Genomic DNA, 26,111 nt, shown 5'->3' with positions numbered 1-26,111 from the left:
ACAGAAATCGGCAGCCACCCCCCCCCCCCCAATCCCCTCCACCCGATGCGAACCAGGCTCCCCGCCCTGCAACACACTCCCCTGAGGCCCCACCGCCACCATCAAAACACCCGCATCCTTGACCTCCAAAACCCCCCCAACCCCCGTAAAGGGCCCCGCCGACCCCCCCCCCCCCACGCAAGCATCCAGCCGCCCCTCCATCTGCTCCCACACCTCCACCGCCGTCGTCTGCTCATGAAAATCCGGATTCGCCGGATTCTCAAACTGCAGCGCCGCAAACGCACCCTCCGTCTCCGCCTCAAACTCCAGCGCCCGCCGAATCGCTCCCGCCATCCCCTCAGCCTCGGGAGTCCGCACCACCGTCGCACCCAGCCCGCGCATCAGCATGCACTTCTCCTCAGAGAAGTGCTGCGGAACATACAGCATCACCTTGTACCCCCGATTCACTCCAATCAGAGCCAACCCAATCCCCGTATTCCCCGCCGTGGCCTCCACGATCGTCGCCCCCGGCCGCAACACACCCCGCCGCTCCGCATCCAGCACAATCCCCAGAGCCGCCCTGTCCTTCACGCTTCCGCCCGGATTCAGATACTCCAGCTTGGCCCATATCTCCGCTCCACCCGCAGGCGCAAGCTTCTTCAGCCGCACCATCGGCGTCTGCCCTACCAAATCAAGAATGCTCTCCACTACCCTCACTGAGGCCGCTTCCCCGTATCCGTCAGCACCGGGGCGTCCGTTCCAGCCACCCCCGCCTTATTCGCATCCCCACTCACCTTCGGGAAGTACCCACTCCTCGTCCGCACCGAGAGCCGCCCCATACTCTTCCCCTTGGCCTCGACATGCACCTGCCGATATCCGCCCAGCGTAGGGGACTTCGTCGAGTGGTACGCAATCGTGTATTGCGTCCGGATATCCTGTGCAACCTCCGCAGCAATCGCGTCGACCTCCTTGATCGACCTCGGAAAGTAAGCCGCCCCACCCGTCTGCTCGCTCAGAGCCTCCAGCACCCGCCGCGCATGCCTCGCCTCGCTCTTATCCGTATCGCTGCCAAACAGCAACCCAACGCAATACACCACCGGCCCATCCAGATCCTGAATCCTGCGAATCGCCTGCTCCAGCGTGGCGCTAGAAGCATTGTCCTCGCCATCCGTAATGATCAGTAGCACCTGCTTCGGATGCTTCGCATTCTTCGTCAGATAATCCGCCGAAGCCACCAGCGCGTCATACACCGCCGTCCCGCCGCTCGACTTGATAAAGCTAAGCCCCTGCTGCAGCTTGCTGATATCGCTCGTCAGGTCCTGATCGATGAACGCCTCCCACGAGAAGTCCACCACAAACGCCTCATCCTCAGGGTTCGACAACTTCACCAGATCCAGCGAAGCCTGTTCCACCGCCACCCGCTTGTCATACATCGAGCCCGAGCTATCGATCACGATCCCCAGCGACACCGGCAGGTCCTCATGCCGGAAAGACGCAATCGTCTGCGGCACACCGTCCTCATACACCCGGAACGCATCCTTATCCAGCGTCTGGATCGACTTGCCGCTTCCATCCAGCACCGTCGCATTCAGCCGAACCTCATAAGCATCCGTCCGCAGCGTGTACTTGCCGCGCTCTTTCTCGATCGCGCTCAACCCCTTCGCCTGCGGCGCGGTCGTTGTTCCTGCCGGCGGGTCAGGATCAGGCGACGCCACCGGATCGCGATCCACCGTCAGCGGAGCCTGCGGTTGAGATGGAACCTGTTGCGCACGTCCGCACACTGCGCCGACGCTCAAAGCCAGCACCCACACCCCGAATTTCTTCACCCAGATCCCTTTACTGCGAAGGTGCATAGTACCCCTGGCGATTATGCACCGTCAGCGGAGGCAGCCCGGACGGTGGCACGAGTCTCACCTTCAATTTACGCCAGTTACCGTCCCTCTTCACCTCGGAAGGTCTGTACCCGATCACATACTCATTACGCAGCTCCGCGCTGATCCTCGCCGCGATATCGCCCAACTCGCTCACATCCCCCACCTTGAACAGCCGTCCCCCCGTCATCTCGCACACATCCGTCAGCAACGTCGGCCCCATGATCTCCTCCGTCGTCGGCGCGTACTGGTCGAAGATTCCGATCGAGTAGATCTGCACATCGCTCTCCCGAACCACCCGCCGCAACTCATTCTCCGTATACCGGCTCCGGTTGTCTCCTCCGTCCGAGATCACCAGCAGCGCCTTCCGTTCGAACTTCGCCTGCCGCAGCTTGTTAATCCCCAGGTAGATCGCATCGATCAACGCCGTCCGGTTCTGCGGCTTCAGCATCACCATGCGCGCCTCCACGTCATCTACATCCGACGTATAGTCCACAATCACCGCTGGCCGGTCGTTGAACCCCACCACAAAAAACTCATCCTGCGGATTGCACGTCCGCAGAAATTCGCTCAACGCCTTCCGCGCCCGCATAAACTTCGACCCCATGCTTCCACTCAGGTCGAACACAATCCCAATCGTCAACGGAGCGTCCTGCGTCGAAAAGCTCTTGATCACCTGGCCGATATTGTTATCGAAGATCTGGAAATTATCCCGCTCCAGCCCCGTCACCAGGCGGTTCATCGGATCTGTCACCGTCATCGGCACCAATACCAGGTTCACATCCACTCGTATCCGGGCATCCCGCCGTGTCGTAGCCTGCGCGGCGGCATTCTCCGCCCCCTCGATCACCGGCTTCATATCCTCAGGAGTCTTCTTCGGCAACGGCGGAGGTGGAGTCTGGACCTGATTCAGAGGGTTATCTTGAGCCCACGCAGCCTCCCCGCACGCGCATAGGCAAAAGCACACGACCGCCAGCCGCAATCCCAACTTCAGTACCAAGCTGGCCCGACCTACCCGTCTATCCCTGCCGCAACCGCCGTTTATATATCGCATAATGATGCCTATGCCGTCCTCGCAACCAGTCACGCCCGTGCTGCAAGTCTCTTGCCATGCAAAGACCTCAGCCAGGTACTCCGCAATGCGCGAAAGATCCATCTGATGTCTCGCTCACAAATCAACCCACGCCCGCAGACTACACCGCCCGCACCCAATTCGATACACTCGGCAGACTCCTCCGTACCCCCAGCGCCACTAAATACGCCCGCCATCAAATCCTTCACCCTCCTGACCTTCGCCTCTTTCGGCATGGCCATCCTCATCTCGCTCCTCCCGGCCGTCGGTCACGACCAGCTATGGTGCCTCTACGTCGCCCAACGCATACTCCACGGCACGAAACTATACGGCCCAGAACTGCTGGAGTCCAACCCACCCCTCATCATGGCTATGCTTACCCTGCCCGCAGCCTTGGCCAGCCTGCTGCACCTCCCCATCACACTGCTCTTCAAAGCCGGAGTCCTCCTCACAGAAGCCGTCGTCGCCCTGCTCTCGCTTCGCATCCTGCTCCTCCTCCATCCCGCCCTCACCCCCGCAAAACGCTGGTCCCTCGCCTTCGCCTTCATCTCCATCTTCCTCATCCTCCCAGCCCGCGACCTGGGCCAACGAGACCACCTCCTCGCCCTCCTCTGCCTCCCATACATCCTGTCCGCCACCCTGACTACCCGAGCCAACAAAACAACCCCCATCCCAACTCCTAAAGTAGGCAACACAGCGGGTGCCCCACCCTTTTCGACAGTCTCATCGTCGAATAGGGTGGGGTATCCGGCGAAGCCCGACCGCCTTCCTTCCCCAGCCACAGACACAACCACAGCTCCCCCGCCGCAACCACCAACCCCCAACCAAAACGACCCAACCAACCTCTCCTTCAACCTCAAAACCACCATAGGCATCCTCGCCGGCCTCGGCATCTGCCTCAAACCCCACCACGCCCTCATCCCCATTGCCATCGAAACCTTCCTCCTCCTCAAAAACCGCACCCTCCGTCAACTCCTCCGCCCGACCATCCTCTCCCTCATCGCCACCGGCATCGCCTTCCTCATCGCCATCCGCCTGATAACCCCCGCCTACCTCACCGAAATCGTCCCTCTCCTCCGAGACGTCTACTGGGCCGTCGGCCACCTGACCTTCACCCAACTCATCGCCGAATCCCTCCAACTCCACATCCTCGCTACCGTAACCCTCATCCTCTACCTCACCCTCCGAAGACCCACAACCCCAAACCGACCCGCCGAACTCCTCATCCTCGCCGGCGCCGCCAGCACCCTCGCCTACTACCTCCAAGGCACCGGCTGGTACTACCAGCAAATCCCCGCGCTCAGCTTCTTCTCCGCCGCCCTCTGGCTCCTGCTCATAGAATTAGCCGACCGCGGCCAAATCTCGACCCCTCAATGGACTCCAAAAGCAGCCTTGGCGTTGTCCATGCTGGCCCTCGCCCTCACCGCCTACTTCTCCGGCTACACCTTCGCCCATCCCCTAAGCTTCCCCTCCGGCCTCTCCAACACCCCCGACCCCACCTTCTTCACCAACCTCCCCTCTGGAACTCCGGTCGCCATCCTCTCCACCTTCGTCGACGACACCGTCCCTCCCATCACCACCCACCACCTCCTGATGGCCCAACGCACCAACAACCTCTGGGTCCTGCCCGCCATCCTCCGCAACCAGGACCCCCAGGGTCATCCCCCGCCTCACCTCATCCCCCCAGACCGCCTCGCAGAGCTCGACCGCCTCCAACACACCTGGATGGTCGAAGACCTGAACCGCTGGCGCCCCACCCTCATCCTCGTTCTCCGCTGCGAAGACCCCACCGTCCAATGCCAGGTCCTCGAAGACCGCCACGACAACCTCCTGGCCTGGTTCCAGCGCGACCCCGCCTTCCGCACTACCTTCAGCCACTACCAATACCTCCGCCGCTCCGGCCCCTACGACGCCTACACCCTCCGCTAACCAAAACGCCGGATCTCCCCAACCACAAAAGCCCCAGATGTCCCAACCACAAGCCCCCGAGTCCGAACCACAAAAGCCCGGGTGCCCCATCCTTCGCGTCTTTGTCTCTGCGAAGGGTGGGATGTAATCCGTAAATCCAGCCCCGACACGAGCCAAGTGAAAGCCCCGGGTCGAACACCGATTCAATCCCTTCATTTTTTAATTCTCCATTTTCCCCAGCAAAATCACATGTCAAGCCCCAAAACAACCTAACCCATTGACCCCAAAAGAGATAAAAGTGGCACGTTAGTTTCAGCCCATCCCATAAAATAGAACTAGAAAGAAAAAAGGCCCGGCAAAAAGCCGGGCCTCTGCACTTAACAAACCCGCAAAACACGCGGCCAACAAAGAAGGAAGTCCAAACCGAATCCGTCTGGATAGAAGACTTTGCGCAAAAACCCCGGGGGAGGGGGTCCCACAGAAAGGGACCACCCTCCCACAACCACGACCCGTACAATCACCTCAGCACTTTAGGAGAAAACAACCCGCATGGCTCGCATCTACCCCTTCCGCGCCCTCCGTTACGACACCACCCGCGTCAAGATGGAAGAGGTCGTCACTCAGCCCTACGACAAGATCACCCCGGAGATGCAGCAGCGGTACTACGACGCCAGCCCCTACAATCTCATCCGCGTCATCCTCGGCAAGCACCTCGACGGCGACACCGAAGACAACAACGTCTACACCCGCGCCTCCGAATCCCTCCACGCCTGGCGCAAAGACCGCATCCTCACCGAGGAGTCCGAGCCCGCCCTCTACGGCTACTCCCAGACCTACGCCGTCCCTCACACCAACGAGGTCCGCGAGCGCCGCGGCTTCATCGCCCTCGGCCACCTCTACGACTACGCCGACAAGGTCATCTACCGCCACGAGCAGACCTTTCCCAAGCACAAGTCCGACCGCATGAGCCTCTTCAAGGCCACCCGCGCCTACTGCGAGCAGATCTACATGCTCTACTCCGACCCCGCCTTCACCGCCGAAAAGCTCATCTTCGATAGCGGCGCAGCCGCCGACCTCGCCATCACCGACGAGTACAACGTCATCCACCGCGTCTGGAAGCTCACCGACCCGAACCTCATCAACCTCATCGTCACCGCCATGGCCGACAAGAAGCTCATCATCGCCGACGGCCATCACCGCTACGAGACCTCCGTCGCCTACGCCAAGGAGCGCAGCGCCCAGCTTAAACTCCCCCTCAACCAGCCCCGCGACGAGGACGAGAAGCTCAGCCCCGGCAATCTTCCCACTCCACCCTTCCCGGAAGCCGCCATGATGATGACCTTCGTCAACATGGATGCGCCCGGCATCACCATCCTCCCCACTCACCGCGTCGTCCACGGCCTGGAGAACTTCAGCTCGCCCGACTTCATCACCCGCGCCAGCAAATACTTCACCATCACCGAGCTAACCCAACCCGACGTCTCCGCGCTCGCCAACACCTCTGGCACCGCCCTCATCGCCGCCACCGGCGACGGCAACTACCTCCTCACCGCCAAAGCCGACATCATCGCCGAGGCCCTCAAGGACGTCCCCCACCGCCAGGCCCAGCTCGATGTCGTGCAGCTCCACTCCATCATCCTCGACAAGCTCCTCGGCCTCGATCAGGAGACCATCACCCGTCTCGGCAACGTCCGCTACATCCGCGAAGCCGATGAGGCGGTTGCCCTCGTCGCCAACGGCGAAGCCAACATCGCCTTCCTCATCAAGCCCATCACGCTCAACCAACTCAAGGACGTCTCGCTCTCCGGCGACGTCATGCCTCAGAAGTCCACCGACTTCTACCCCAAACTCCTCAGCGGCCTGGCCATCTACGCCCTCGACTAAGAAGCCAACGGAATTACAATCCACCGAGGACCGTTCCAACCAGTGATCCAGATTCGTCAGCCAGCCACCAATCTTCGCCGCTCTGCCCTGGCACTCGCCACGCTCGGCCTCATTGGCAGCTTCAACCCTCACCTCGGGGCCCAGACGACGCCAACGTTCAACCACAACGTCATCGTCCTGGACCCCGCCCACGGCGGCGCCGACACCGGCGCCCGCATCTCCGACCGTCTGCCCGAAAAAGACGTGACTCTCGCCTTCGCCCAGCGTCTCCGTCCGCTCCTCGCAGCCGCAGGATTCACCGTAATCTCAACCCGCGACGCCGACCTGACCGAGACCGCACCAAACCTCACCACCGAACAGCGAGCCGGCATCGCCAACCATGCCCGCGCACTCGCCTGCATCCTCATCCACGCCACACCCAGCGGCTACGGAGTCCATCTCTACACCTCCTCTCTCCCCGCAGACGAATCCGCCGAACCCGCCACAACGCTCCCTTGGGACTCCGCCCAAAGCACCTACCTCACTCTCAGCCTCCGACTCGCCAACGAGCTAGGAGTCACGCTCCTCCACGCCGACATCCCACCAACCCTCAGCCACGCCTCAACCCGCCCCATCGACAACCTGACCTGCCCCGCAGTAGCCCTCGAACTAGCACCCCTCGAAGTACCCGACGCAAAACCGACGCCCCTCTCTGACAACAACTACCAGCAACGCACCGCCCAGGCCATCACGGAAGCCCTCATCTCCTGGCGCAGCCACGAAGCCCCACCCTCACCCACCGCAACACCAGCAACAAAACCTGCAACACCAAAGCCAACCTCACCTACCGCAAAACCACCCGCACCAAAACCCGCTCCAGCTCCCGCGCCTGCAGCTCCAGGAGCGCCACGTTGATCCCTCGCTACCAACGAATCCTTTTCTGGACCCTCATCGCCGGCATCCTGCTCATGACGCTCTTCCTCCTGCGCGGCTGCGAACAGGCGCACAAACGCCTCACCGCGGTAGATGACGCGACTCCCATCTCCGCTCCCACCAACGCGGAGACCGAGGAGATGACCCTCTACCTCGCCAACGACGCCGATGGCTCCATCACCACCGCCACTCGCCAACTCGCCCTTCCCCAGGAACCTACCGTTCGCGCCCGAACTCTCCTGAAGTACCTCCTAGCCAACTACGCCCTTCCCGCCTCCGCGCATCCTCTGCAAGGAGGTCCAGCGGTAGACGACGTCTTCCTCATGGCTCTTCCCGGAGTCTCACCATCCGAGTTCTCGCCCGCCACAGCGCAACTCGCCATCGTCAACCTCCACGGAGCCTTCGTCGCCAACCATCCCTCCGGAATCGGAGTCGAGGACCTCACCATCCAGTCCATCACCGGCACTCTCCACACAGCCTTCCCCGAACTTACCCAGATCCGCTTCCTGGTCGATGGTCAACCACACGACACGCTAGCCGGCCACGCCGACCTCCAACGCACTTACTCCGCAATCGACACCTCCTACAAACCCGGACCTCTAGCGGTCGAAGGAGCCAACCGCCGATGACCAAAGGACCTATCATCGGCGTATTCGACTCCGGCTTCGGCGGCCTCACCGTCCTCCGCGCCCTTCTGCCCCTCATTCCAGGCGCTCACTACGTCTACCTCGGCGACACCGCTCGTCTGCCCTACGGCTCCAAGTCCCGCGAGACCATCGTCCGCTACGCGCTCTCCAGTGCCCACTTCCTCCACGCGCAAGGCGCGACACTCCTCGTCATCGCCTGTAACACCGCAACCGCCCTCGCCCTGGAAGAGATCCAGGCAGCTCTGCCTATCCCCGTCATCGGAGTCATCCAACCCGGAGCGCACGCTGCGCTGGAGGTTCACACCCGAACCTCTGCAGGTCAAGTTCTTGTCCTCGCCACGTCTGCCACCGTCCAATCCCACGCCTACATGGAAGCGCTAACGAAGATCGGTCTTAACGCCACTGAAAAGGCCTGTCCACTTTTGGTCCCACTGGTGGAAGAAGATTGGCTCCAGGAGCCCGCCAAGATCGCCGTTACCGCGGAGGTGCTTCGCATCTATCTCAGTGAGGCCATCGCCGAGGCCGCAACCTCAGAACCCAAGATACTTCTACTGGGCTGTACCCACTACCCGCTGCTTACATCTCTCATCGAGCAGACCCTCATCGCCCTTAACCATCCCATGGTCATCATCGATTCAGCAGCCGCTACAGCCCGCGCCGTCGCCGCGCAGCTTCCAGGCAACTCCTCTATCGCTGCACCAACCTGCATCTTTTACGCCACGGATTCCGTCGAAAAGTTCCAACGCCTGGGCTCGGCATTTCTCGGCCAAGATCTGGATGAAGTCCATCTCCTCGACCTCGGCGGATAGACTAACTTGGCGACCTCTCTCACTTGAATCCCAGTCCTTGGAGTCCTTATGCCTTACCTGTTGAAGTCCGAACCTGACAAATACTCCTTCGATGACCTCCTTCGCGATGGCGAGACCACCTGGGACGGCATCTCCAACAATCAAGCTCTTCTCACCCTTCGTAACATGAAAAAGGGCGACCAACTCGTCATCTACCACTCCAATATCGGCAAAGAGGCCGTCGGCACCGCCAAAGTAGTCAGCGTCGCCATGGACCCCGCGAATCCAAAGATTCCCATCGTTCGTATCAAACCGGTTAAGCGGCTCAAACATCCCAAGCCACTCGCGGACATCCGCGAAGCAGCCGTCTTTCAGGGCTCAATCCTGTTTCGGCAATTTCGACTCTCCGTTGTGCCTCTTACCGAGGAGCAGTACGACTGGCTGACTAGCTGACTCTCTTCTTAACTCTCTTCTGATCGCTACCCTCCAAAGTTGTAGACATCTCGACGCGAAATGCTGTTCGGGGATACAACCTTTCCGTAGACTACGGAAAAGAAGGAAGTCAGGAATGTCTGCAATTGCAAAATTCGATATTCGGACGCTGCTCGCATGTCAGTTGCTCTTGGCCCTCGTCTTCAGTCTGGTCTTCCTGGCGATGAAGTTGGCTTACCGCAAGCTGCATGGGATGGGTAGTCTCTCCTGCGCTTTCCTATTAGGAGTACCGGGGATAGTGCTGGTCACATTCCGCGGCTCTGTTCCCTATTTCGTTTCAGTCGTCGTCGGAAATGGCCTCATCCTCTTCGGCTTCCTGCTGATGTATCGATGCGTCCTCCGCTTCCAGGAGAATCGGCATCCCGAAGCTCGCCAGCCCTCCAGAAAATTCTGGGGCGCCGCCGCAACTGTCTTCTGCGCGATGCTCAGCATGACATGGTTTACCGTGGTGCACGATAGCATCGTTCCACGGATTGTTACCGTCTCGATTAGCACTGGCATTCTTTTTTCTCTTGTATCCGTCGAGCTCTTCCGCCAGGCTGCAGGACGTGTCGCCATGCACCTCTTCGCGCTTTCCATGATCGGCCGCGCGCTCGGCTGCCTTTATCGCGTCATCTTCACCCTCATCAAGGGCGCGCCCTCTGACTTCATGCAATCCAATAGCGTTCAGGCGATCTCCATGTCCATGGCGGTGCTCTCGGTCAGTCTGCTGGGAATTTTCTTCCTCATCATGGTCAGTGGCGAGCTCACCTTCGCCGTCCAACATCTCGCCAGCCATGACCCCCTTACGGGCGCTCTCAATCGCCACGGCATCGAGTCTATCCTCACAGCCGAACTTGACCGCGCCCGCCGCAATAAGCACCCTCTCTCCGCCGTGCTTATCGACCTCGACCGCTTCAAGTCCATCAACGACACCGGAGGCCATGCAGCAGGCGACGCCGCGCTCCGTACAGTCGCCCACGGTATCTCCAGCAGCCTGCGATCCTACGATCTTCTTGGGCGCTATGGCGGGGACGAGTTCCTACTCCTGCTTCCAGAGACCTCTGCCCTACACGCCGTAGAGGTGGCGGAACGGATTCGAACTCTTCTTACTGTCTCGACCGCATTCCTCGAACCGGCGCTCCGTCCTACCGTCAGCATGGGAGTCGCTGAGACGCTGTCCGGAGATACCGTCGAGACGCTCCTGGCTCGTGCCGACGCCGCTCTCTACGACGCGAAACATGCTGGCCGCAATTGCGTCCGCCACCGCATCACATCTGGCTCTCACCCCATACAAACTCCGGTTTCGACATCCAACCAGACCGCACCTCCCGCGATCGAGTTTCTTAAAGTCACTTCGTTCGATCCCACTCAAACCTCTTTACAGGCTTGAGTCCGGCTTAACGGGCTCCAAATCCCTCTGAGCAACCCCGCCCTCAACTGCTATCCTTACCATTGCGCCCGCAAGAAGGCGCAGGACATCGCGTCAGGATTTAGATCCACAGGAGCTAAAGCATCATGATCGACCTCACCGGCAAAGTAGCCGTCGTCTTCGGCCTCGCCAATAAGCGCAGCATCGCCTGGGCCATCGCCCAGAAGCTCTCCGAAGCCGGAGCCCGTCTCGCCATCTGCTATCAGAGCGAGCGCCTTAAAAGGGAAGCCGAAGCTCTCATTCCCGAGCTCCGCGACGCCCAGATCTTTCAATGCGATGTATCGAACGACGCCGAAATCGATGCCGTCTTCGAGCAACTCAAGACCACCTACGGCAAACTCGACATTCTCGTCCACTCCATCGGCTTCGCTCCCGCGGACGCCATCAAGAACGACTTCCTGCTCACCACCCGCGACGACTTCCGCGTCGCACACGATGTGAGTGTCTACTCCTTGATCGCCCTGGCTCGCGGCGCCGTTCCACTTATGACCGAAGGCGGAAGCATCCTGACCTTGACGTACTACGGATCGACCAAGGTCTTCCCAAACTACAACGTCATGGGCGTCGCCAAGGCAGCCCTGGAAGCCGCGGTTCGTTACCTTGCCGCCTCTCTCGGCAGCAAGAACATTCGGGTTAACGCCATCTCCGCCGGCCCAATTAAGACGCTTGCCGCACGCGGCATCGGTGACTTCTCCAAGATCCTCACCGCAGTGGAAGAGCGCGGTCCACTCCATCGCAATGTGGAACAAATCGAAGTCGGCAACGTAGCCTTGTTTCTAAGCTCTCCCCTCGCCTCCGGCATCACAGGTGAGATCACCTTCGTCGACTGTGGCTACAACATCACGGGTCTTTAGGGTTGGGCAGCAATCTAAAACCGATGCTTATTCTTCATAGGGCGAGCGTCGGTTTAGATTGTTTAAGTGCATTCGTTATTCGGAGACTCTGCTCGATTTTTATTTGATCGCAGTCACTTGGACGGTTTACACAAATCCACACTCTCAAACTTCATAACACAATAGAATCTTTCTAATGGGACACTCGATTACACTCACTTCCTCCGATGACTTCAAATTTGGCGCATACGTCGCGGAACCCGCAGCTCCCACGCACGCTGGCATCGTCGTCATTCAGGAGATCTTCGGCGTCAATTCTCACATGCGAAGGGTGACGGATGGCTTCGCCAAGGAAGGCTTTCTCTCCATCGCTCCTGCGATCTTTGACCGGGTAGAGCCCGGCGTTGAGCTGCCTTACGACCAGGCCTCCTCCAGAAAGGGCTACGGCTACGTCACCGCGCTGGACCAGAACAAAATTATCGCGGACATCGATGCCGCCATCTCTTACCTGCGCGCACAGCCAGGGATCACCAAGATCGGCGTAGTAGGCTTCTGCTGGGGTGGCACCCTCGCCTTCCTCGCCAATACGCGGCTCAATATCGATGCCAGCGTCTCCTACTATGGCGGGGGAATTCAGTTCTATCTCGAAGAGAAGCCCAAGGCTCCCTCCATCTACCACTTTGCAGAGAATGACGAGCACATCAAGTCGGATGTCTGGGATGCAGTCCGTGCAGCCGTTCCGGGCGCTCCTGTCTACACCTACGATGCAGGCCACGCCTTCAACCGCGACGTCGGTGAGGTCTACAAGTCCGAAGCGGCAGCCGAAGCCATGACTCGCACGCTGGAGTTTTTCCGCAAGGAGCTCGCTTAGCTGCAAATCAATGTGTTCTCGAACGAAGGGCCTGCAACTGCGTGGTCCTTCGTCGAGCGACCACAAGGCTTCGTAAACCTACCGTCTGTAGATCACTCCCCCCTTCATAACAAAACTTACTCTCTCAACCGCCTCGATATCCTCTAGCGGATTCCCACGTACTGCTATCACATCCGCCAGATATCCGGCTTTCAACTCCCCGATCTTCCCCTCCCAGCCCAGCAGCTTCGCCCCGTGCAGCAGATCCGCTTTCAGTACCGCAACTGGTTCCATCCCATACTTTGCCATCAGGACGAGCTCCCAAGCCTGCGTCCCATGCGGAAAAGGTCCCACGTCGCTTCCCACTGCGAAAGGTACCCCTACTGCTATCTGGCGTTTGAACTCGACCACATGTAGATCCTGTGCCTTCTGTCGCCGTGCCTTTCCTTCAGGAGTTCCTGCCTGCTCCACAAAATATTCGCTAATCGCGAAGGTAGGCACTGCAAAGATTCCCTTCTCCTTCATGGCACGCATCGTTGCGTCGCTTAACTGATCGGCGTGGTCCACACTCTCTACGCCGGCTGCGACGGCATACCCCGTTCCTGGCTCACCCGTCGCATGCACTGAAACTCCGCGTCCACTTCCACCCATACGTGCCGTCTCAGCCACGGCGGCCTTCAACTCCGCGACGGTGTACTGGTAGGGAGTCCGCAAGACTCCACCCTCATACGAATCCTTGCCCGTCTCGTAGATCTTCGTGAAATCCGCGCCACCCTTACGTTGCTCCCGGATCACCTTCACCAACTCGTCCGCCGAGTCCGCGGCATCGGCATTCGATAACACATGCTGCGCAGGGTTGTAACCGATCGCGTCTTCGTGCCCACCCGTCAGGTCGATTGCGTTACAGCTCACACGCATCCGCGGCCCGGGAATCAGCCCGCTGTTGATGGCATTCCGCACCGCGACATCCGCGCAGCTGGCTCCCTCGGTGCCCATGTCGCGCTCCGCCGTAAACCCGGCCATCAGGTCCTTTTTCGCAGCGTCTGCTGCAATCAGCACTCGTTGAGGGACACTCTCCTGCACCGTTTGGAGATCCTCTGGTCCCGGATGCAAAAACAGATGAACATGGGCATCGATCAATCCCGGCATCAACGTGACATCGCCCAGATCGATTACCTCAGCGTCAGCGGGCCTCTCGACCTTCGCGCCAACGGCCACGATGCGATCCCCCTCCACCAGGACCTCACCCGGCACCACCACCTTCCCGCCAGTAACATCGAGCATCCGCGCCGCATGCAACACGATCGTGCGCTTCGCCACCGTCGATGGCCCTTGAGCCGCATAGGAGACTGCCAACGCCGTCAGCAATCCAACGCCAAGAATTTTCATAGTCCAAGCAGCATAACAGCCCTGCCATGGACAGATAGACTTGTCGTTATTGCTTCCTGCGTTTTATTCGCATCGATTTGGGAAGATCGCCGGCTACCCGGCCTTCTCCGTCAGCTCTGCCCATCTGGCATAGAGTGCATCCGCGGCCTCCTGCGCTGTTTCCATCTCGGACAAAGCCTCGGTTAGCTTTGCCGCATCCCTTGCTACCTCGGGCTCTTCGATCTTCTCCCTGGCAGCCTGCAGTCGGTCTTCGGCTTCTTCGACCTTCCCTTCAATCGCGGCAAACTCTCGCGCCTCCAGATAAGAGAGCTTCTTCTTCCCGCCGGCCGAACTCGCGGCAACTGCCGCACTACCAGACGGAGCGACGGCGGTCCCTGCCGCTCCCGGAGCGATGGCCTCTTCGATCTTGACGCCTCTCCAATCCTCCCACTGGCTGTAATCCGCAAACGTCTGCGCTCCGCCCTTGCCGTCCAATCCCAGAACGATCGTCGAGACACGGTCCAACATGTAACGGTCGTGGGTCACCAACACCAGGGCGCCTGTGTACTCCAACAGGCTCTCTTCCAGAATTTCCAACGTCTGGATATCCAGATCGTTGGTGGGCTCGTCCAGCAACAAGAGGTCCGCAGGCTCCAGCATCAGTTTCGCAATCAACACCCGCGCCCGTTCGCCTCCGCTCAACCGTTCCACGGGTTGATTCAGCTGTTCACTCGTAAACAAAAACTTCGTTGCATAACTCGCCACATGCACGACTCGCCCTTGGTAGACCACCGAGTCCGAGTCCGGAGCCAGAGCTCGCCTTAGCGTTACGCCCTCCTCCAGCTCTCGCGTCTGGGAGAAGTACACAATCTTCAACGAGGAAGCCTTCTTCAAGGTTCCCGCAGTGGGCTCCAACTCGCCGGTCAGCAACCGCAGCAACGTCGTCTTGCCGCTTCCGTTCGGGCCTACCAGCCCGACTCGCATTCCAGAGGTAACCAGAAAATTGAGATCTTCCACAATCTTTCGATCACCCAATACGCAGCTTACCTTTTCGAACTCCACCAGACGCTTTGTCTGCCGGTCCGTCGCAGAGAAATCAATTCCGGCGCTCGACGTCTGCACTCGCGAGTTCACCTCTTTCAACTGTCCGATGAGGTCGTTGGCGTTATCGATTCGCGCCTTGGCCTTGGTGCTGCGGGCCTTCGGCCCTCGCCGCAACCAGTCCACCTCGATCTTTACCCGGTTCTTCAGCGCATCCTGGAGCTTGCTCTGAGCCTCCATATACGCCTGCTTGCCTTCGATGAACTTTGAGTAGCTTCCCTTCACGCGTAGGAGTCCATCCGCATACACGCGGTTTAACTCCACCATCTCCGTGGCGACGTTCTCAAGGAAATAGCGGTCGTGGCTCACCATCACGCAGGCAAAGTCCGCCTGGCTCAGCAACTCCTCCAACCATGAGATCCCAGCCAGATCCAAGTGGTTCGTAGGCTCGTCCAGCAGCAGCACATCAGGATGCGTTACGACAGCCTCTGCGATGGCCAGCCGCTTCCGCCAGCCGCCACTCAGCTTCGCAGCCTCAGCCTTCATATCCGGAAAGCCGGTGCGGCCGCTCGTCTCGCGCAGACGGCCCTCATGCTCTCCCTCGGCCACTTTAGCCGCGACCAATGCCTGTTCGAGGACGTCACGCACCGTCAAGCCAGGCGCAAATGTCGACTCCTGACGTACATATCCCACCCGAGCCCGCTTGCGGACAGCAACATCTCCAGCATCCGCATCTTCGTCCCCGGCCAGTACCTTCAGCAGCGTACTCTTCCCTGCCCCATTCGGCCCGATAAGCCCAATACGGTCTCCGTCATTCACAGTAAAGCTAATTTCACGAAACAAAGGCGTAGCGCCGAAGGCTTTGGTCAAACCTTGCGCATTTAAGATTGGTGGCATCTCTTCAGTCTACCGTGCGCCAATCAAATAGAGAACACGGCGGAGATCGTGGGAGCTCGATACTCCTAGTCCGTTGCTTCTATTTACCTGAATGATCGGGCAAAGCCCAAGCGAAGAGCACGCCGCCACTCCCCGTTATCAGATATTGCCGTCCATCCAGCTCATATGTAATCGGCGAGCTGCGCATCGGCGACCCTACCCCCGCATGCCATAACGTCTTTCCGTCGACAGTGTTGAGGGCAAGGAAGTTTCCCCGAACATCTCCCGTAAACGTTAGCCCGGTATCGGTTGTCAGGATGCCCGCGCCTGGATTTCCTTCCCCCAGCTCATGCTTCCAGCGGATCGTACCTGTCTGATAGTCAATTGCCTCCAGCACTCCCTTACCCCATAAGCCATAGTCCGCACCGGCCCAGCCATACGTGCCATCGGCTGGCTTCGTAAAATAGAGGCTGTAGCTGGGGTGGGCGCTCACGAGGAAGAGGCCTGTCTTGGGATCGAAGCTTGGCGAACGATAGTTAGTCAGTCCAGCCTCATCCGGCGCAATCAATCGTCCATCGGGAGCTGGTTCTTTGGCGGGGTCCGGCACCGGCTGCCCCTTCTTGTCCAAACCCTTCGCCCAGTTCACCGGTCCGAACGGAGTCGTCAGCAGGTTTTCGCCCGTCACCCTGTCTAGTACAAAGAAATAGCCGCTCCGTGACGCCTGCATCAGCATCTTTCGCGCCTTGCCCTTGAACATCCCGTCGACTAATACGGGAATCTCCACCGCATCCCAGTCATGGGTATCATGCGGGACCGCCTGAAACGCCCATGCCAGTTTCCCGGTATCAGGATTCAGGGCGACAATGCTGCAGGTGTAGAGGTTGTCTCCTGGACGAGCAGAACCGGCCAGCACCGGCGTAGGATTTCCCGTCCCCCAATAGATCAGGTTTAGATCAGGGTCATACGTTCCCGGTATCCAGGTCGTACCGCCTGTTGAGGCGTTCGGAGTGCCCGGCGGGGGAGTGACGTTCCACCTCCATTGCAACTTGCCGGTCTCCGGGTCGAAGGACTGCAGGAACATGGGGATGTTATCCAGATCCCCACCAACTCCCACCAGTACATGATTGCCGACCACGAGCGGAGCCATCGTCGTCCAATAACCCTCGCTGGAGTCCGCCACCGCGACATTCCAGCGCACAGCGCCATTCTTTGCGTTCAGGGACACCATGTGCGCGTCCGGCCCCATGAAGTAAATCCAGTCCTTGAAGATCGCCACACCGCGCTGCCCGATGTGGTCGCCCTTGTTCGGCGGGTACTGGTAGTACCAGATCTGGTGGCCCGAGCGCGCATCGACTGCCCAAAGCTTGTCGGGCACCGTAAAGTACAAGATCCCATCCACCAGGATCGGAGTGGATTTGATGCTCGCGCTCTGATCCGTCTGAAACGCCCAGGCCAGGCCCAGGTTGTTCACATTTGCCGGAGTGATCTGGGTCAGCTTGCTATGCCGGCGTCCCGAGTAGTCTCCGTGGTAGCCCGGCCAGCTATCCGCCGGCGGGTGCAGCAGCAATTTGTCATCGACGTTTTGGGCCTTTACGGGTACGACATTCGCAAGCGCCACCATACCTGTAAGCAAGAAGAGAAGAAGTGTTTTTTTTGACAGCATCATGGGCAGAAGAGAGTTTCAGAGACTTCTGATAGCGACAGCACCAGATGGGGAAGTATTGCACAAGCAGCCCTCGTAGGGACAGCCGTTCTCCGACCGTCACAACCTATTCCAAATCGAAGTCCCGAAGGGGCCGCTCCGTCATGGGACTCTCCTTTGCCTTCTTCACCGCTTCGGCAAACTTCTTGGCCATGACATCATCTTTATTCCGTTGCGCCTCGACACTCTGCGCAAAGATCGAATCCCGCCGCTGGTCGCTCTCTCGAAGAGCACGCGCCGCGTCGCCGAAGTCCTCAAACATCTTCTTCCTCGGAGCGGACGTATGCGCAATCAAGGACCGAGTCACCGGGTCGACCTTTAAAATTCCACCGCAATCCGGACACGTCACTTCAAATGGCTGATCGCTCAGACCCATGGCAGCTCACCTCAACCATCATTCTAAAACCCCACCCCGTAACACCCAAGCCAGAAACTACAGCCGGACCACGACGTGCCCCGGACAAAGATTCTCGGCCTCTTTCACCATCCGTTCTACCAGCCCATCCCCATACCGGCCTAGAAACCAAACTCCGGCCAGCACTCGCTCCTGCGGATGGCCATTGGGAAAGAGATGTAGCGTCAATGCCGCTGCATGCTTCTTCAGGCTGGCCTCCTTCTGCAACTCGAAGGTCGCCGCCACCCGCCGCAGGCGGTTCATCTGGTATCGCATCTTCGATCCCGAGACCTCTGCGGCGCGTCCCAGATTCTCATCCATAGCCGACATGTAGTCCGTTAAGGCTGTCAGCTCCGCGTCCATTGCGTTTCCAACCGCCGCCAACCGCCGCTTGCCTTCGATCGGCATCGCCCGCGCGCCCAGCCGCTGCCCCAACTCCTCTGCGGTCGACATCGCATCTGGGAGACTCACCTCGTGGTTCGCCATAACTGTAGCGATGGCCGGCTCCACCAGCGTCGCACTCAGCCGTGATAGTACCGGAGTGATGCGCCCCAGAATAGCCTCGTACGCCACCGCGCTCTGCGCAAAGTAAGCTACCTCCGCGGGACCGCCGACATATGCCGCTGTCGGCAAGATCGTATCCTGGAAGACCGGCCGCAGTAGAGCATTCGGACTGATGCGCTCCGGGGTCGCTCTCAGAATCTCCAGCAGGTCTGCCGTCGTATACGCCTTGCCCGAAGCCTTCCATCCACCGTCCGGCAGCCGGCGCAACGCCGCCCGCTCTCCCGTCGTGCCATCGATGAGAAAGAGCAGACTATGCCCCGGCAGGACTAGTACCTGAGCATGATATCCAGCGCTCTCCAGCTCCTGCGTGCGCACCAGCAGACACCTTTCCATCTCCTCCGCATGCTCGATTGCGAACCGCAGGGTGCGTTCGCCCAGTGCATGGAACTCACGTCCGGCTGCGTCCATCACAATGAGTCCCTGATCCGCGAAAATCCGCGTCATCAACCGCGCAAAGGCTCCGCCTAAAGTGGGTTTGTAGCTGTCCGTGGGGGCATAACACTCCCGCAACAACTCGCCGACGGGTCCGTATCCTAGCAACTCCTCTGCCTGAGCCAGCACGGCCTCGATCTCGGGGCCAATTTCGATCCCACCCACCGGAACCGCACCCGAGACCTTCAGACCCGCCCGAAGCGTCTCCACGGCATCTTTGGTCAAGAGTGAGACCTGGTCCACCTCTTCCAGATCGTGATCCTCAGTCGCCAGCCAGAAGACGGGTACGTGCTCCACCCCGGTCGCCTTGGTCGCCTGTTTCGCTCTCGCGACAGCCGTCGCAGCTTTTAGCAATGTCAAAAGGGGACCGCCCAGCAGACCCACCTGCTGCCCCGTCACGACAGCCCGGGCGCCAGTCCGCAACCTCTCGATATTCGCCAACGTAGCCGGCCCCGCGCCAAACTCGAGACTCTGCGCTCTTAGGGTATCGGCTAACCGCGCCGCATCGTCGATGCGTACGGGCGCCCCCATCCACTTCCCTGCAAACGGTTCTGCTCCATACCAACGGCGCACGGGAGCATCAACATTGCTCTCCGCCATCGCCAGATAATCGCGGTAAAGCTGCGATACGTGCGGCAGAATCGTGATTGGGTAACACTCAGCGCTCATCGCAATCCTTGTCTCATAATGACCGATCACAACACCTCGGCCATCCTCTCCGCCTAGCCCTGCGGAAAGATACACCGCACCTGACAGCTTACAGATAGATTTGATGGTTGGATGCCGATGATACTGTACTCGATGCAGGATGATACCGTAGGTTTATGGCCGCCTCAAAAACCAAGATACGCCCAGCCACCCCTGCCTCGTCGTCCCCTGCCAAATCCAAAGCCCAGAAAGCCCGCCTCATCTCCTCCAAGCTGGCCTATAAGGGCAAGGTCTTCTCCGTCTTTTCAGACAAGGTCCAAGAGCCAGAAGGCACGATCAATGTCCGCGACGTCATCCGTCACAACGGCTCTGTCGTTATCCTTGCCGTCGATGAGTCCAGAAACCCCAAAGACCCAGATGTCATCCTCGAGCGCCAATACCGCCACGCCGCCGGGCAATTTCTTTTGGAACTCCCGGCCGGACGCATCGAGCCCAATGAGTCTCCTCTCGCTGCGGCTAAACGGGAGATGATCGAAGAGACCGGCTACCGCGCCAAGCGTTGGACTCTCCTCACGAAGTACTTTGCCAGCCCCGGCTTCCTTGGCGAGTGGATGCAGATCTACCTTGCTCGCGATATCCGTGAAGGCGTCGCTCAACCAGAAGCCGACGAGCATATCGAAATTATCCGCATGTCGCTCTCCGAAGCGCTTCTGCTGGTAGCTTCCAACAAGATTCACGACGGTAAGACACTTATCGGCTTGTCGCTATTTGACGCCGCGCGGCGAGCAGGACGTGCGTAAGAAGCAACCCGGCTATGTTATGTACCAGACAGAGCCCTTGTAGGCTACAGTACGCAAGTACATCTCTATCCTCACTTTCGAGAGTTCCTCCAGGATGTCAGGCAACCCAAGTTCCACTCCTATTGTCACAGAACATATACACCGACCCGCATTACGCAAACCTCGGGGCGGCGCAATAGGAGAAAGAGACATGGCGCAGTACAAAGGCACCGTGAAATGGTTCAATAACGCAAAAGGCTACGGCTTCCTTGGCCGGGACGAGGGGGCCGATGTCTTCGTCCATTACAGTTCAATCCAGTTAGATGGCTACAAAACTCTCAAAGAGGGTGATGAGGTCGAATTTGACGTCATAGAAGGCGCGAAAGGTCCTCAAGCGGACCAAGTTTCACGCATAAAAGAGGCTCTTTAACTCCCATATTGTACTAGTTGCTCCATTCACTGCCCTAGTCGAATCAATCTGTTGCGGCTCTGCGATGCGCCAGCATCTGGATCAAACCGCCCGTCAGTCAAGTAAGGCATACTGAGGGGAGGAGGGCATATGTTCCGTCCTCCCCTCGAAACCTTATGGACAACATCACCATCGCTCGTCTTCTTGACGAAACAGCTTCTCTCCTCGAAATCGACGCAGCCGATCCCTTCCGCATCCGCTCTTATCGCCGTGCGGCCGAAGCCGTCGAACAGCAAACGACACAAGTCGCTCAATTGGTTGGACCAGACTCCGATCCCAAGTTGCTGCTTGCCATTCCGGGCATCGGAAAGGGTATGGCGGCCAACATCCGCGACCTTGTGGCCACAGGCTCCATGCCCCTGCGTGACGAACTTCTGCTCAAGTACAAACCCACCATGCTCGATCTGCTCCGTCTTCCCGGCATGGGTCCCAAGACGGTCGCTCTAGTTTGGTCTGCCCTCCAAGTCTGCGACATCGACGCTCTCGAAGAGGCGGCTAAGGCGGGGCATCTCGAAAAACTCCCTCGGATGGGCGCGAAGTTCACCGCGAAACTCCTCAAAGGCATCGAAGACTACCGCAAGAACTCAGGCCGCTTTCGCATCGATCAAGCTCAGGAGTATGCGGAGCGTATCAGCGCCCTCATCCGCGCCTTCCCTGGAATCGACCAGATCACTCCTGCGGGCAGTCTCCGTCGTGGACGCGAGACCGTCGGGGACCTCGATCTCCTTGTCACCGGCCCCGCATGCGAGTCCGATGTCGTCGCAGCCGCCGTTGAACATGTAGCTACACTGCCGCTCATCGACAAACTCCTCGCCAAGGGGCAAAACAAAGTCTCCTTTACCCTCCGTAACAACCTCCAGGTTGACGTCCGCCTGCTTCCCCGCGCCAGTTACGGCGCTGCCCTTCAATACTTCACCGGCTCCAAGATGCATAACGTCGCCCTTCGCCAGCGCGCCATCAAACGCGGTCTGACTCTTAGCGAATACGCGCTGCTGCGGCTGGAAGACAACGTTATCGTCGCCGCTGCCAGCGAAGCCGACATCTACCGTGCCCTGGACCTCGACTACATTCCACCCGAGCTACGCGAGAACTGTGGCGAACTCGAAGCGGCAGCCGCGCACACACTTCCCGAGCTCATCACCCTCGCCGACATCCGCGGCGATCTCCATATGCACACCGACGCCACGGATGGCCGCGACACTATCCGTCAGATGGCAGAGGCCGCCCTCGCTCGTGGTCTCAGCTACATTGCCATCACCGATCACTCCAAGAACCTCGCCATGACCAACGGCCTCGACGATGCTCGAGCCCTCGCCCACGTCCAGCGTATTCGAGAGATAGACGCCGAACTCCAGCAACAGTACGAAGGCCGAATCCGCGTCCTTCCTGGCATCGAGGTTGACATCCTCGCCGAAGGCCAGCTTGATCTCGATGACTCAACGCTCGCCCAGATGGATATCGTCGTCGCCAGCGTCCACTCTCGCTTCGATCAACCCGTCGAGCAGATGACCGACCGCGTCCTTCGTGCTCTGGAAAACCCGCACACCCGCATCCTCGGCCACCCTACCGGACGTAAAGTTCTCCGGCGCGATCCGTACGCCCTGCACATCGACGCCATCCTCAAGCGCGCTGCCGAATTAGGCGTAGCGGTAGAACACAACGCCAGCCCCGCCCGCGCCGACCTTAACGACCTCCACCTCCGACTCGCTAAACAACATGGCTGCAAGATCGTAGTCGACACCGACGCCCACGCCACCGAAGAACTCAATCAGATGCGCTACGGCATCACCCAACTTCGCCGCGCGTGGCTTACTAAAGCCGATCTTCTCAACACTCTTCCCACCGCGGAAGCGTTTCTCGCTCAACTCCGGCCTAAACCTTAGTTGGGGATTAAAGCTGCGATGAGCAGACTATTCATTCGCTGGCTTAGGCAAAACCTTTTCTACTGAAGAGTTCCTCCACAAAACCTGTGAGACAACGAGAGCCACCACAATCCCGAAGCTGACCTCCAGAAACCGGCCCCGCGCTACCGTCGCATGGGACTCACTAGAAGGCACCAACAGAACAATCGTCGCCGCCACCCCTGCCATTCGCCCAGCCCCCTTTAACCCCATAAGCTCTGGAAGCACCATGCAGGCTAGCACCGCCGCTGCATACCCCATCAGATGACCGTGCCACACAGCAGCCGTTGCCCATCCTACGATCGCACCGACCGCAGTACCCACCAGACGCTCTCTCGACACGGCTAACGTCGCGGCCGTCTCCGACTGCATGACCACCACCGCCGTTATGCAGGCCCAATACCCTTGCGAAAACGCGAATACCCTTACCAATGCCAGACAAAGACCTGCAGCTAGGGCGGTCTTTACACCATGCTTCCAGTTCACCTCATCGAGCAGTTTCGCCACGATATCTCCAGATTATTCGCACCCTTTGGCCGACCTTCTTCAAAGAGGCCAAGGCAAACTAGTCTTCCGCCGCTCCTCGAACAATCCTGAGCAAGATCGAAACCCTGGGAATGAGAGGGTGACACCCGCGCCTCATCGAAGGTCACACCGACACCCCTGAAGCAATCCTGTGAATTTCCAACGCCTCGATCACCGGCTTTGGATATCCTTCCTTCGCCACGCGGATCATCGCCCGTCCCATCTCTGCTGTCGAGGTCACATACTTCGGAAACAGCCGCTTCGCAAGTGGCAATATTGGCTCTATCAACGCGTACATTACCTGGTACGACTTCGTCTTCGACCGAATTCCGTCCAGCGGCTGGATAATTCCCGGACGAAGCATGTACGCAGCCTTGAACCCCATCCGCAGAAGTTCATTCTCCGTCTGGCCCTTCACCCGGGTCCACATCGCCCGGCTCTTTTCCGTGCTATCTGTCCCTGCTCCCGACACATACTCGAAGGTCATCTGCGGATTCAGCTTGCGCAGCGTCCTCGCCACCGAGATCGTCAGTTCATACGTGATTCGCCGGTACTGTGCCTCGCTCATCCCGCCCGAAGAGACCCCGAGACAGAAAAAGCACGCATCGAAGCCCGTCAGAACTCCCTCTACCCCAGATAGATCGTAGAGATCGGCCAGCACCATCGTCCGCAACTTGCTATCCGGCAGGCCTTGTGTCTCCACTGGACTGCGTCCGAGGGAGAACACCTCGTCGATGTCACTGTCCAAAAGGCACTCCCGCAAGACTCCCTGCCCAACCATTCCCGATCCGCCAAACAGAACTACCTTCATCGTTCCACACCTCTATCTCCGAGCCTATACCGTGCCAGAAGCTCCGCCCAACTCCAAAAGGGTTATCCTAGAGAACGTGGCTACCTCCGCGACAACCGATCACATCCTCGCCCCCGCCGAGAACCCCACAAAGGCCAAAGCCACGCCGACTCTGCTCGCCGACTACGTCACCCTCCTCAAGCTCCGCGTCACCGTCATGATCGTCATTACCGCTGGCGCCGGTTTCTATCTCGGATCGCTCCGCAGCGGCATCAGCCCCTTCCACATCGGCCTACTTCAAGCTCTCTTCGGAATCGCCGCCGTCACCTGCGGCTCTAGCATCCTCAATCAAGCCCTCGAGCGCCGCACCGATCTCCTGATGCACCGCACCGCCAACCGTCCCATGGCAGCCAACCGCATCTCTCTCGCCCATGGACTTATCCTGGGCTTTGCTGCGGTCTTCCTCGGCTCTCTCTACCTTGCCTACATCACCAATCTCCTCACCGGAACCCTCACCCTGCTGACGGCCACGGGCTACGTCGCTATCTATACCCCGCTCAAGCGCGTGACCAACATTAATACCTTCATTGGAGCCTTTCCTGGAGCCCTCCCGCCCCTCATCGGCTGGACCGCCGCCCGCGGACTGATCGAGTGGCCTGGAGTCGCCCTCTTCGCCATCCTCTTCGTCTGGCAGTTCCCCCACTTCATGGCCATCGGCTGGATGTACCGCGACGACTACGCCGCCGCAGGCGTTCGCCTGACACCCACCCTGCCCGACGCCCGCGAAGCCGCCCGCAGCACCGTTATCCAATCCCTCTTCTATGCCATCCTGATGATTCCGGTCAGCCTCTGGCCGACTACCCTCCACGTCACCGGTTATCCCTATGCCGTGGCCGCGACTATCCTCTCGCTGGGCTACCTCTTTTACACCATTCGTTTCGCCCGAATCCTTCGCCAGCCCGAGGCTCCAAGCTCCCGCGCCTATGCCCGCGACCTCCTCCGCGCCTCCGTAATCTATCTGCCGCTGTTACTGGCAGCCATGATGCTAGACGCCAAAGGACGACTCCTCTTCTAAGATGACGACACCTATTACTACCCGGCCACACGAAAACTCCGTCCGCACTCCGCCCGCCATAATCGCAGCCATTATCATCGCCTCGGCCGCTGCTAGTGCGCTCATCTGCTATCTCGTCTACTTCCATGCTCCACTCGACGTCTCCGGAACCCATCTTCGTTCCCTGCCTCTTCTAAATGCCGTCCTCAACGCCTGCTGCACCGTGGCTCTGCTCATCGGCTTCAGTTACATCCGCTCCCGGCGCATCCCCGAGCATCGAGCGGCGATGTTCACCGCTTTCTTCTTCTCTTCCATCTTCCTGGTCTCCTACCTGACCAACTTCACCCTCCACGGCGAGACCCACTTCAATCGCCTCAGCCCTTGGTGGCCTTTTTACTGGAAGCTCCTCGCCTCGCACGTCTTCCTCTCCATCGTCGCCCTTCCGATGATCCTCATCACGTTCTTCCTCTCGCTTACCGGTCGCTTCCCCGCCCACCGCCGCCTCGCCCGCTATACCTTCCCGATCTGGCTCTATGTCTCGGTCACGGGAGTCATCGTTTACATCATGCAGGCCGCCATCCACTAGACTCTCCCGCCCACAATCTCGAAGCCCATTCCGCACCAAGTTTCCGCCCTTGAGGTATGTTTCACCCCGATGAGCAAGCAGCCCGTCCTACAGTCCGACACCCGTAAGATCCTCCGCACCGGCCTCCTCATCTTTGGCACCGGAGCGCTCTCAGTCGTACTTATCTTCACTTTCTTTGGAGGCATCGGACACCAAGGGCCCCACACCAACCCTGGCTGGCTCTGCCTCATGCTCGCGATGGGCTGTCTCCCCACGGGAACGCTCACCCTCCTTCTGGCACTTCTTAAAATCATCAACGATCTTCGCCGCTAGAGCTTTGCTATCCTTGATCCGAA

General features: G+C 59.3%; 25 protein-coding genes. 15 read left to right on the top strand and 10 right to left on the bottom strand.

Annotation, left to right across the window (positions count from 1 at the left end; all coding sequences use genetic code 11):
- The 3 genes from HB393_RS22860 to HB393_RS22850 all read right to left on the bottom strand — a co-directional run.
- A partial coding sequence (locus tag HB393_RS22860) for a cysteine synthase family protein (protein WP_345945392.1) occupies positions 1–687 on the bottom strand: 687 nt, incomplete at its 3' end.
- A 5-nt stretch (positions 688–692) separates the two neighbouring features.
- Positions 693–1,805 carry a VWA domain-containing protein gene (locus HB393_RS22855; protein ID WP_345945391.1) on the bottom strand — a complete coding sequence of 371 codons (1,113 nt, stop codon included), beginning with the start codon at positions 1,803–1,805 and terminating at the stop codon, positions 693–695.
- A 10-nt stretch (positions 1,806–1,815) separates the two neighbouring features.
- Positions 1,816–3,006: a VWA domain-containing protein gene (locus HB393_RS22850; RefSeq protein WP_255551529.1), complete on the bottom strand. Its 1,191-nt coding sequence runs from the start codon at positions 3,004–3,006 to the stop codon at positions 1,816–1,818.
- A 3-nt stretch (positions 3,007–3,009) separates the two neighbouring features.
- On the opposite strand from HB393_RS22850, the gene HB393_RS22845 reads away from it, so the two are divergent.
- The 9 genes from HB393_RS22845 (at position 3,010) to HB393_RS22805 (ending at position 12,668) form a co-directional block, all read left to right on the top strand.
- Positions 3,010–4,851, top strand: coding sequence for a hypothetical protein (locus tag HB393_RS22845; protein WP_213807526.1), 1,842 nt, complete (start codon positions 3,010–3,012; stop codon positions 4,849–4,851).
- Between the two features lie 528 nt (positions 4,852–5,379).
- Entirely contained in the window at positions 5,380–6,714 is a 1,335-nt protein-coding gene (locus tag HB393_RS22840; RefSeq protein WP_213807525.1) for a DUF1015 domain-containing protein, read from the top strand.
- A 42-nt stretch (positions 6,715–6,756) separates the two neighbouring features.
- Positions 6,757–7,608, top strand: a complete 852-nt coding sequence (locus tag HB393_RS22835; protein ID WP_213807524.1) for an N-acetylmuramoyl-L-alanine amidase — start codon at positions 6,757–6,759, stop codon at positions 7,606–7,608.
- Positions 7,605–8,255, top strand: coding sequence for a GerMN domain-containing protein (locus tag HB393_RS22830; RefSeq protein ID WP_213807523.1), 651 nt, complete (start codon positions 7,605–7,607; stop codon positions 8,253–8,255). Before HB393_RS22835 ends, HB393_RS22830 begins: the two co-directional genes overlap by 4 nt.
- On the top strand, positions 8,252–9,082 hold the full coding sequence (murI, locus tag HB393_RS22825; RefSeq protein ID WP_213807522.1) for a glutamate racemase: 831 nt from the start codon (positions 8,252–8,254) through the stop codon (positions 9,080–9,082). Before HB393_RS22830 ends, murI begins: the two co-directional genes overlap by 4 nt.
- Positions 9,083–9,130: 48 nt before the next feature.
- Positions 9,131–9,514, top strand: coding sequence for an EVE domain-containing protein (locus HB393_RS22820; protein WP_213807521.1), 384 nt, complete (start codon positions 9,131–9,133; stop codon positions 9,512–9,514).
- Between the two features lie 115 nt (positions 9,515–9,629).
- Positions 9,630–10,925, top strand: a complete 1,296-nt coding sequence (locus tag HB393_RS22815) for a GGDEF domain-containing protein (protein ID WP_213807520.1) — start codon at positions 9,630–9,632, stop codon at positions 10,923–10,925.
- 125 nt (positions 10,926–11,050) lie between these two features.
- On the top strand, positions 11,051–11,818 hold the full coding sequence (locus HB393_RS22810) for an enoyl-ACP reductase (protein ID WP_213807519.1): 768 nt from the start codon (positions 11,051–11,053) through the stop codon (positions 11,816–11,818).
- A 175-nt stretch (positions 11,819–11,993) separates the two neighbouring features.
- Entirely contained in the window at positions 11,994–12,668 is a 675-nt protein-coding gene (locus HB393_RS22805; RefSeq protein WP_213807518.1) for a dienelactone hydrolase family protein, read from the top strand.
- 78 nt (positions 12,669–12,746) lie between these two features.
- On the opposite strand, the gene HB393_RS22800 is transcribed toward HB393_RS22805, so the two are convergent.
- From HB393_RS22800 to bshC, 5 genes are all read right to left on the bottom strand, one after another.
- Positions 12,747–14,036 (bottom strand): amidohydrolase family protein, encoded by a 1,290-nt coding sequence (locus tag HB393_RS22800; RefSeq protein WP_213807517.1) that lies wholly within the window; start codon positions 14,034–14,036, stop codon positions 12,747–12,749.
- Between the two features lie 93 nt (positions 14,037–14,129).
- Positions 14,130–15,953 carry an ABC-F family ATP-binding cassette domain-containing protein gene (locus HB393_RS22795; protein ID WP_213807516.1) on the bottom strand — a complete coding sequence of 608 codons (1,824 nt, stop codon included), beginning with the start codon at positions 15,951–15,953 and terminating at the stop codon, positions 14,130–14,132.
- 79 nt (positions 15,954–16,032) lie between these two features.
- Positions 16,033–17,598: an acido-empty-quinoprotein group A gene (locus HB393_RS22790; protein WP_255551528.1), complete on the bottom strand. Its 1,566-nt coding sequence runs from the start codon at positions 17,596–17,598 to the stop codon at positions 16,033–16,035.
- 103 nt (positions 17,599–17,701) lie between these two features.
- On the bottom strand, positions 17,702–18,010 hold the full coding sequence (locus HB393_RS22785) for a hypothetical protein (RefSeq protein ID WP_213807515.1): 309 nt from the start codon (positions 18,008–18,010) through the stop codon (positions 17,702–17,704).
- A 57-nt stretch (positions 18,011–18,067) separates the two neighbouring features.
- Positions 18,068–19,693 carry a bacillithiol biosynthesis cysteine-adding enzyme BshC gene (gene bshC, locus HB393_RS22780; protein WP_213807514.1) on the bottom strand — a complete coding sequence of 542 codons (1,626 nt, stop codon included), beginning with the start codon at positions 19,691–19,693 and terminating at the stop codon, positions 18,068–18,070.
- A 155-nt stretch (positions 19,694–19,848) separates the two neighbouring features.
- Between bshC and HB393_RS22775 the strand changes: the two genes are divergently transcribed.
- From HB393_RS22775 to polX, 3 genes are all read left to right on the top strand, one after another.
- A complete protein-coding gene (locus HB393_RS22775) occupies positions 19,849–20,472 on the top strand; it encodes an NUDIX hydrolase (RefSeq protein ID WP_213807513.1) in 624 nt (207 codons plus the stop codon).
- A 190-nt stretch (positions 20,473–20,662) separates the two neighbouring features.
- Positions 20,663–20,881, top strand: a complete 219-nt coding sequence (locus HB393_RS22770; RefSeq protein ID WP_213807512.1) for a cold shock domain-containing protein — start codon at positions 20,663–20,665, stop codon at positions 20,879–20,881.
- Between the two features lie 155 nt (positions 20,882–21,036).
- Positions 21,037–22,803 (top strand): DNA polymerase/3'-5' exonuclease PolX, encoded by a 1,767-nt coding sequence (polX, locus tag HB393_RS22765; protein WP_213807511.1) that lies wholly within the window; start codon positions 21,037–21,039, stop codon positions 22,801–22,803.
- A 27-nt stretch (positions 22,804–22,830) separates the two neighbouring features.
- Here polX and HB393_RS22760 read toward each other — a convergent pair whose 3' ends face one another.
- Positions 22,831–23,328 carry an FUSC family protein gene (locus HB393_RS22760; protein ID WP_213807510.1) on the bottom strand — a complete coding sequence of 166 codons (498 nt, stop codon included), beginning with the start codon at positions 23,326–23,328 and terminating at the stop codon, positions 22,831–22,833.
- Between the two features lie 142 nt (positions 23,329–23,470).
- Entirely contained in the window at positions 23,471–24,157 is a 687-nt protein-coding gene (locus HB393_RS22755) for an epimerase (protein ID WP_213807509.1), read from the bottom strand.
- A gap of 76 nt (positions 24,158–24,233) precedes the next feature.
- On the opposite strand from HB393_RS22755, the gene cyoE reads away from it, so the two are divergent.
- The 3 genes from cyoE (at position 24,234) to HB393_RS22740 (ending at position 26,088) form a co-directional block, all read left to right on the top strand.
- Positions 24,234–25,211 (top strand): heme o synthase, encoded by a 978-nt coding sequence (gene cyoE, locus HB393_RS22750; RefSeq protein ID WP_345945388.1) that lies wholly within the window; start codon positions 24,234–24,236, stop codon positions 25,209–25,211.
- 1 nt (position 25,212) lies between these two features.
- Positions 25,213–25,776, top strand: a complete 564-nt coding sequence (locus HB393_RS22745) for a DUF420 domain-containing protein (protein ID WP_213807507.1) — start codon at positions 25,213–25,215, stop codon at positions 25,774–25,776.
- 69 nt (positions 25,777–25,845) lie between these two features.
- On the top strand, positions 25,846–26,088 hold the full coding sequence (locus HB393_RS22740; protein ID WP_213807506.1) for a hypothetical protein: 243 nt from the start codon (positions 25,846–25,848) through the stop codon (positions 26,086–26,088).
- Positions 26,089–26,111: the final 23 nt, after the last annotated feature.

Source organism: Granulicella sp. dw_53, from assembly GCF_018449545.1.
Taxonomy (GTDB): Bacteria; Acidobacteriota; Terriglobia; order Terriglobales; family Acidobacteriaceae; genus Edaphobacter.
The sequence above is the reverse complement of the archived record's forward strand: the minus strand, read 5'-3'. Positions and strand labels throughout refer to the sequence as shown.

Coding starts and splice junctions, on each gene's coding strand:
- HB393_RS22795 (WP_213807516.1), bottom strand. CDS start 15,953: ATGCCACCAATCTTAAATGCGCAAGGTTTGACCAAAGCCTTCGGCGCT.
- HB393_RS22820 (WP_213807521.1), top strand. CDS start 9,131: ATGCCTTACCTGTTGAAGTCCGAACCTGACAAATACTCCTTCGATGAC.
- HB393_RS22800 (WP_213807517.1), bottom strand. CDS start 14,036: ATGAAAATTCTTGGCGTTGGATTGCTGACGGCGTTGGCAGTCTCCTAT.
- HB393_RS22775 (WP_213807513.1), top strand. CDS start 19,849: ATGGCCGCCTCAAAAACCAAGATACGCCCAGCCACCCCTGCCTCGTCG.
- HB393_RS22810 (WP_213807519.1), top strand. CDS start 11,051: ATGATCGACCTCACCGGCAAAGTAGCCGTCGTCTTCGGCCTCGCCAAT.
- HB393_RS22785 (WP_213807515.1), bottom strand. CDS start 18,010: ATGGGTCTGAGCGATCAGCCATTTGAAGTGACGTGTCCGGATTGCGGT.
- bshC (WP_213807514.1), bottom strand. CDS start 19,693: ATGAGCGCTGAGTGTTACCCAATCACGATTCTGCCGCACGTATCGCAG.
- polX (WP_213807511.1), top strand. CDS start 21,037: ATGGACAACATCACCATCGCTCGTCTTCTTGACGAAACAGCTTCTCTC.
- HB393_RS22840 (WP_213807525.1), top strand. CDS start 5,380: ATGGCTCGCATCTACCCCTTCCGCGCCCTCCGTTACGACACCACCCGC.
- HB393_RS22845 (WP_213807526.1), top strand. CDS start 3,010: ATGTCTCGCTCACAAATCAACCCACGCCCGCAGACTACACCGCCCGCA.
- HB393_RS22790 (WP_255551528.1), bottom strand. CDS start 17,598: ATGATGCTGTCAAAAAAAACACTTCTTCTCTTCTTGCTTACAGGTATG.
- HB393_RS22770 (WP_213807512.1), top strand. CDS start 20,663: ATGGCGCAGTACAAAGGCACCGTGAAATGGTTCAATAACGCAAAAGGC.
- HB393_RS22755 (WP_213807509.1), bottom strand. CDS start 24,157: ATGAAGGTAGTTCTGTTTGGCGGATCGGGAATGGTTGGGCAGGGAGTC.
- murI (WP_213807522.1), top strand. CDS start 8,252: ATGACCAAAGGACCTATCATCGGCGTATTCGACTCCGGCTTCGGCGGC.
- HB393_RS22815 (WP_213807520.1), top strand. CDS start 9,630: ATGTCTGCAATTGCAAAATTCGATATTCGGACGCTGCTCGCATGTCAG.
- HB393_RS22805 (WP_213807518.1), top strand. CDS start 11,994: ATGGGACACTCGATTACACTCACTTCCTCCGATGACTTCAAATTTGGC.
- HB393_RS22745 (WP_213807507.1), top strand. CDS start 25,213: ATGACGACACCTATTACTACCCGGCCACACGAAAACTCCGTCCGCACT.
- HB393_RS22740 (WP_213807506.1), top strand. CDS start 25,846: ATGAGCAAGCAGCCCGTCCTACAGTCCGACACCCGTAAGATCCTCCGC.
- HB393_RS22850 (WP_255551529.1), bottom strand. CDS start 3,006: ATGGATCTTTCGCGCATTGCGGAGTACCTGGCTGAGGTCTTTGCATGG.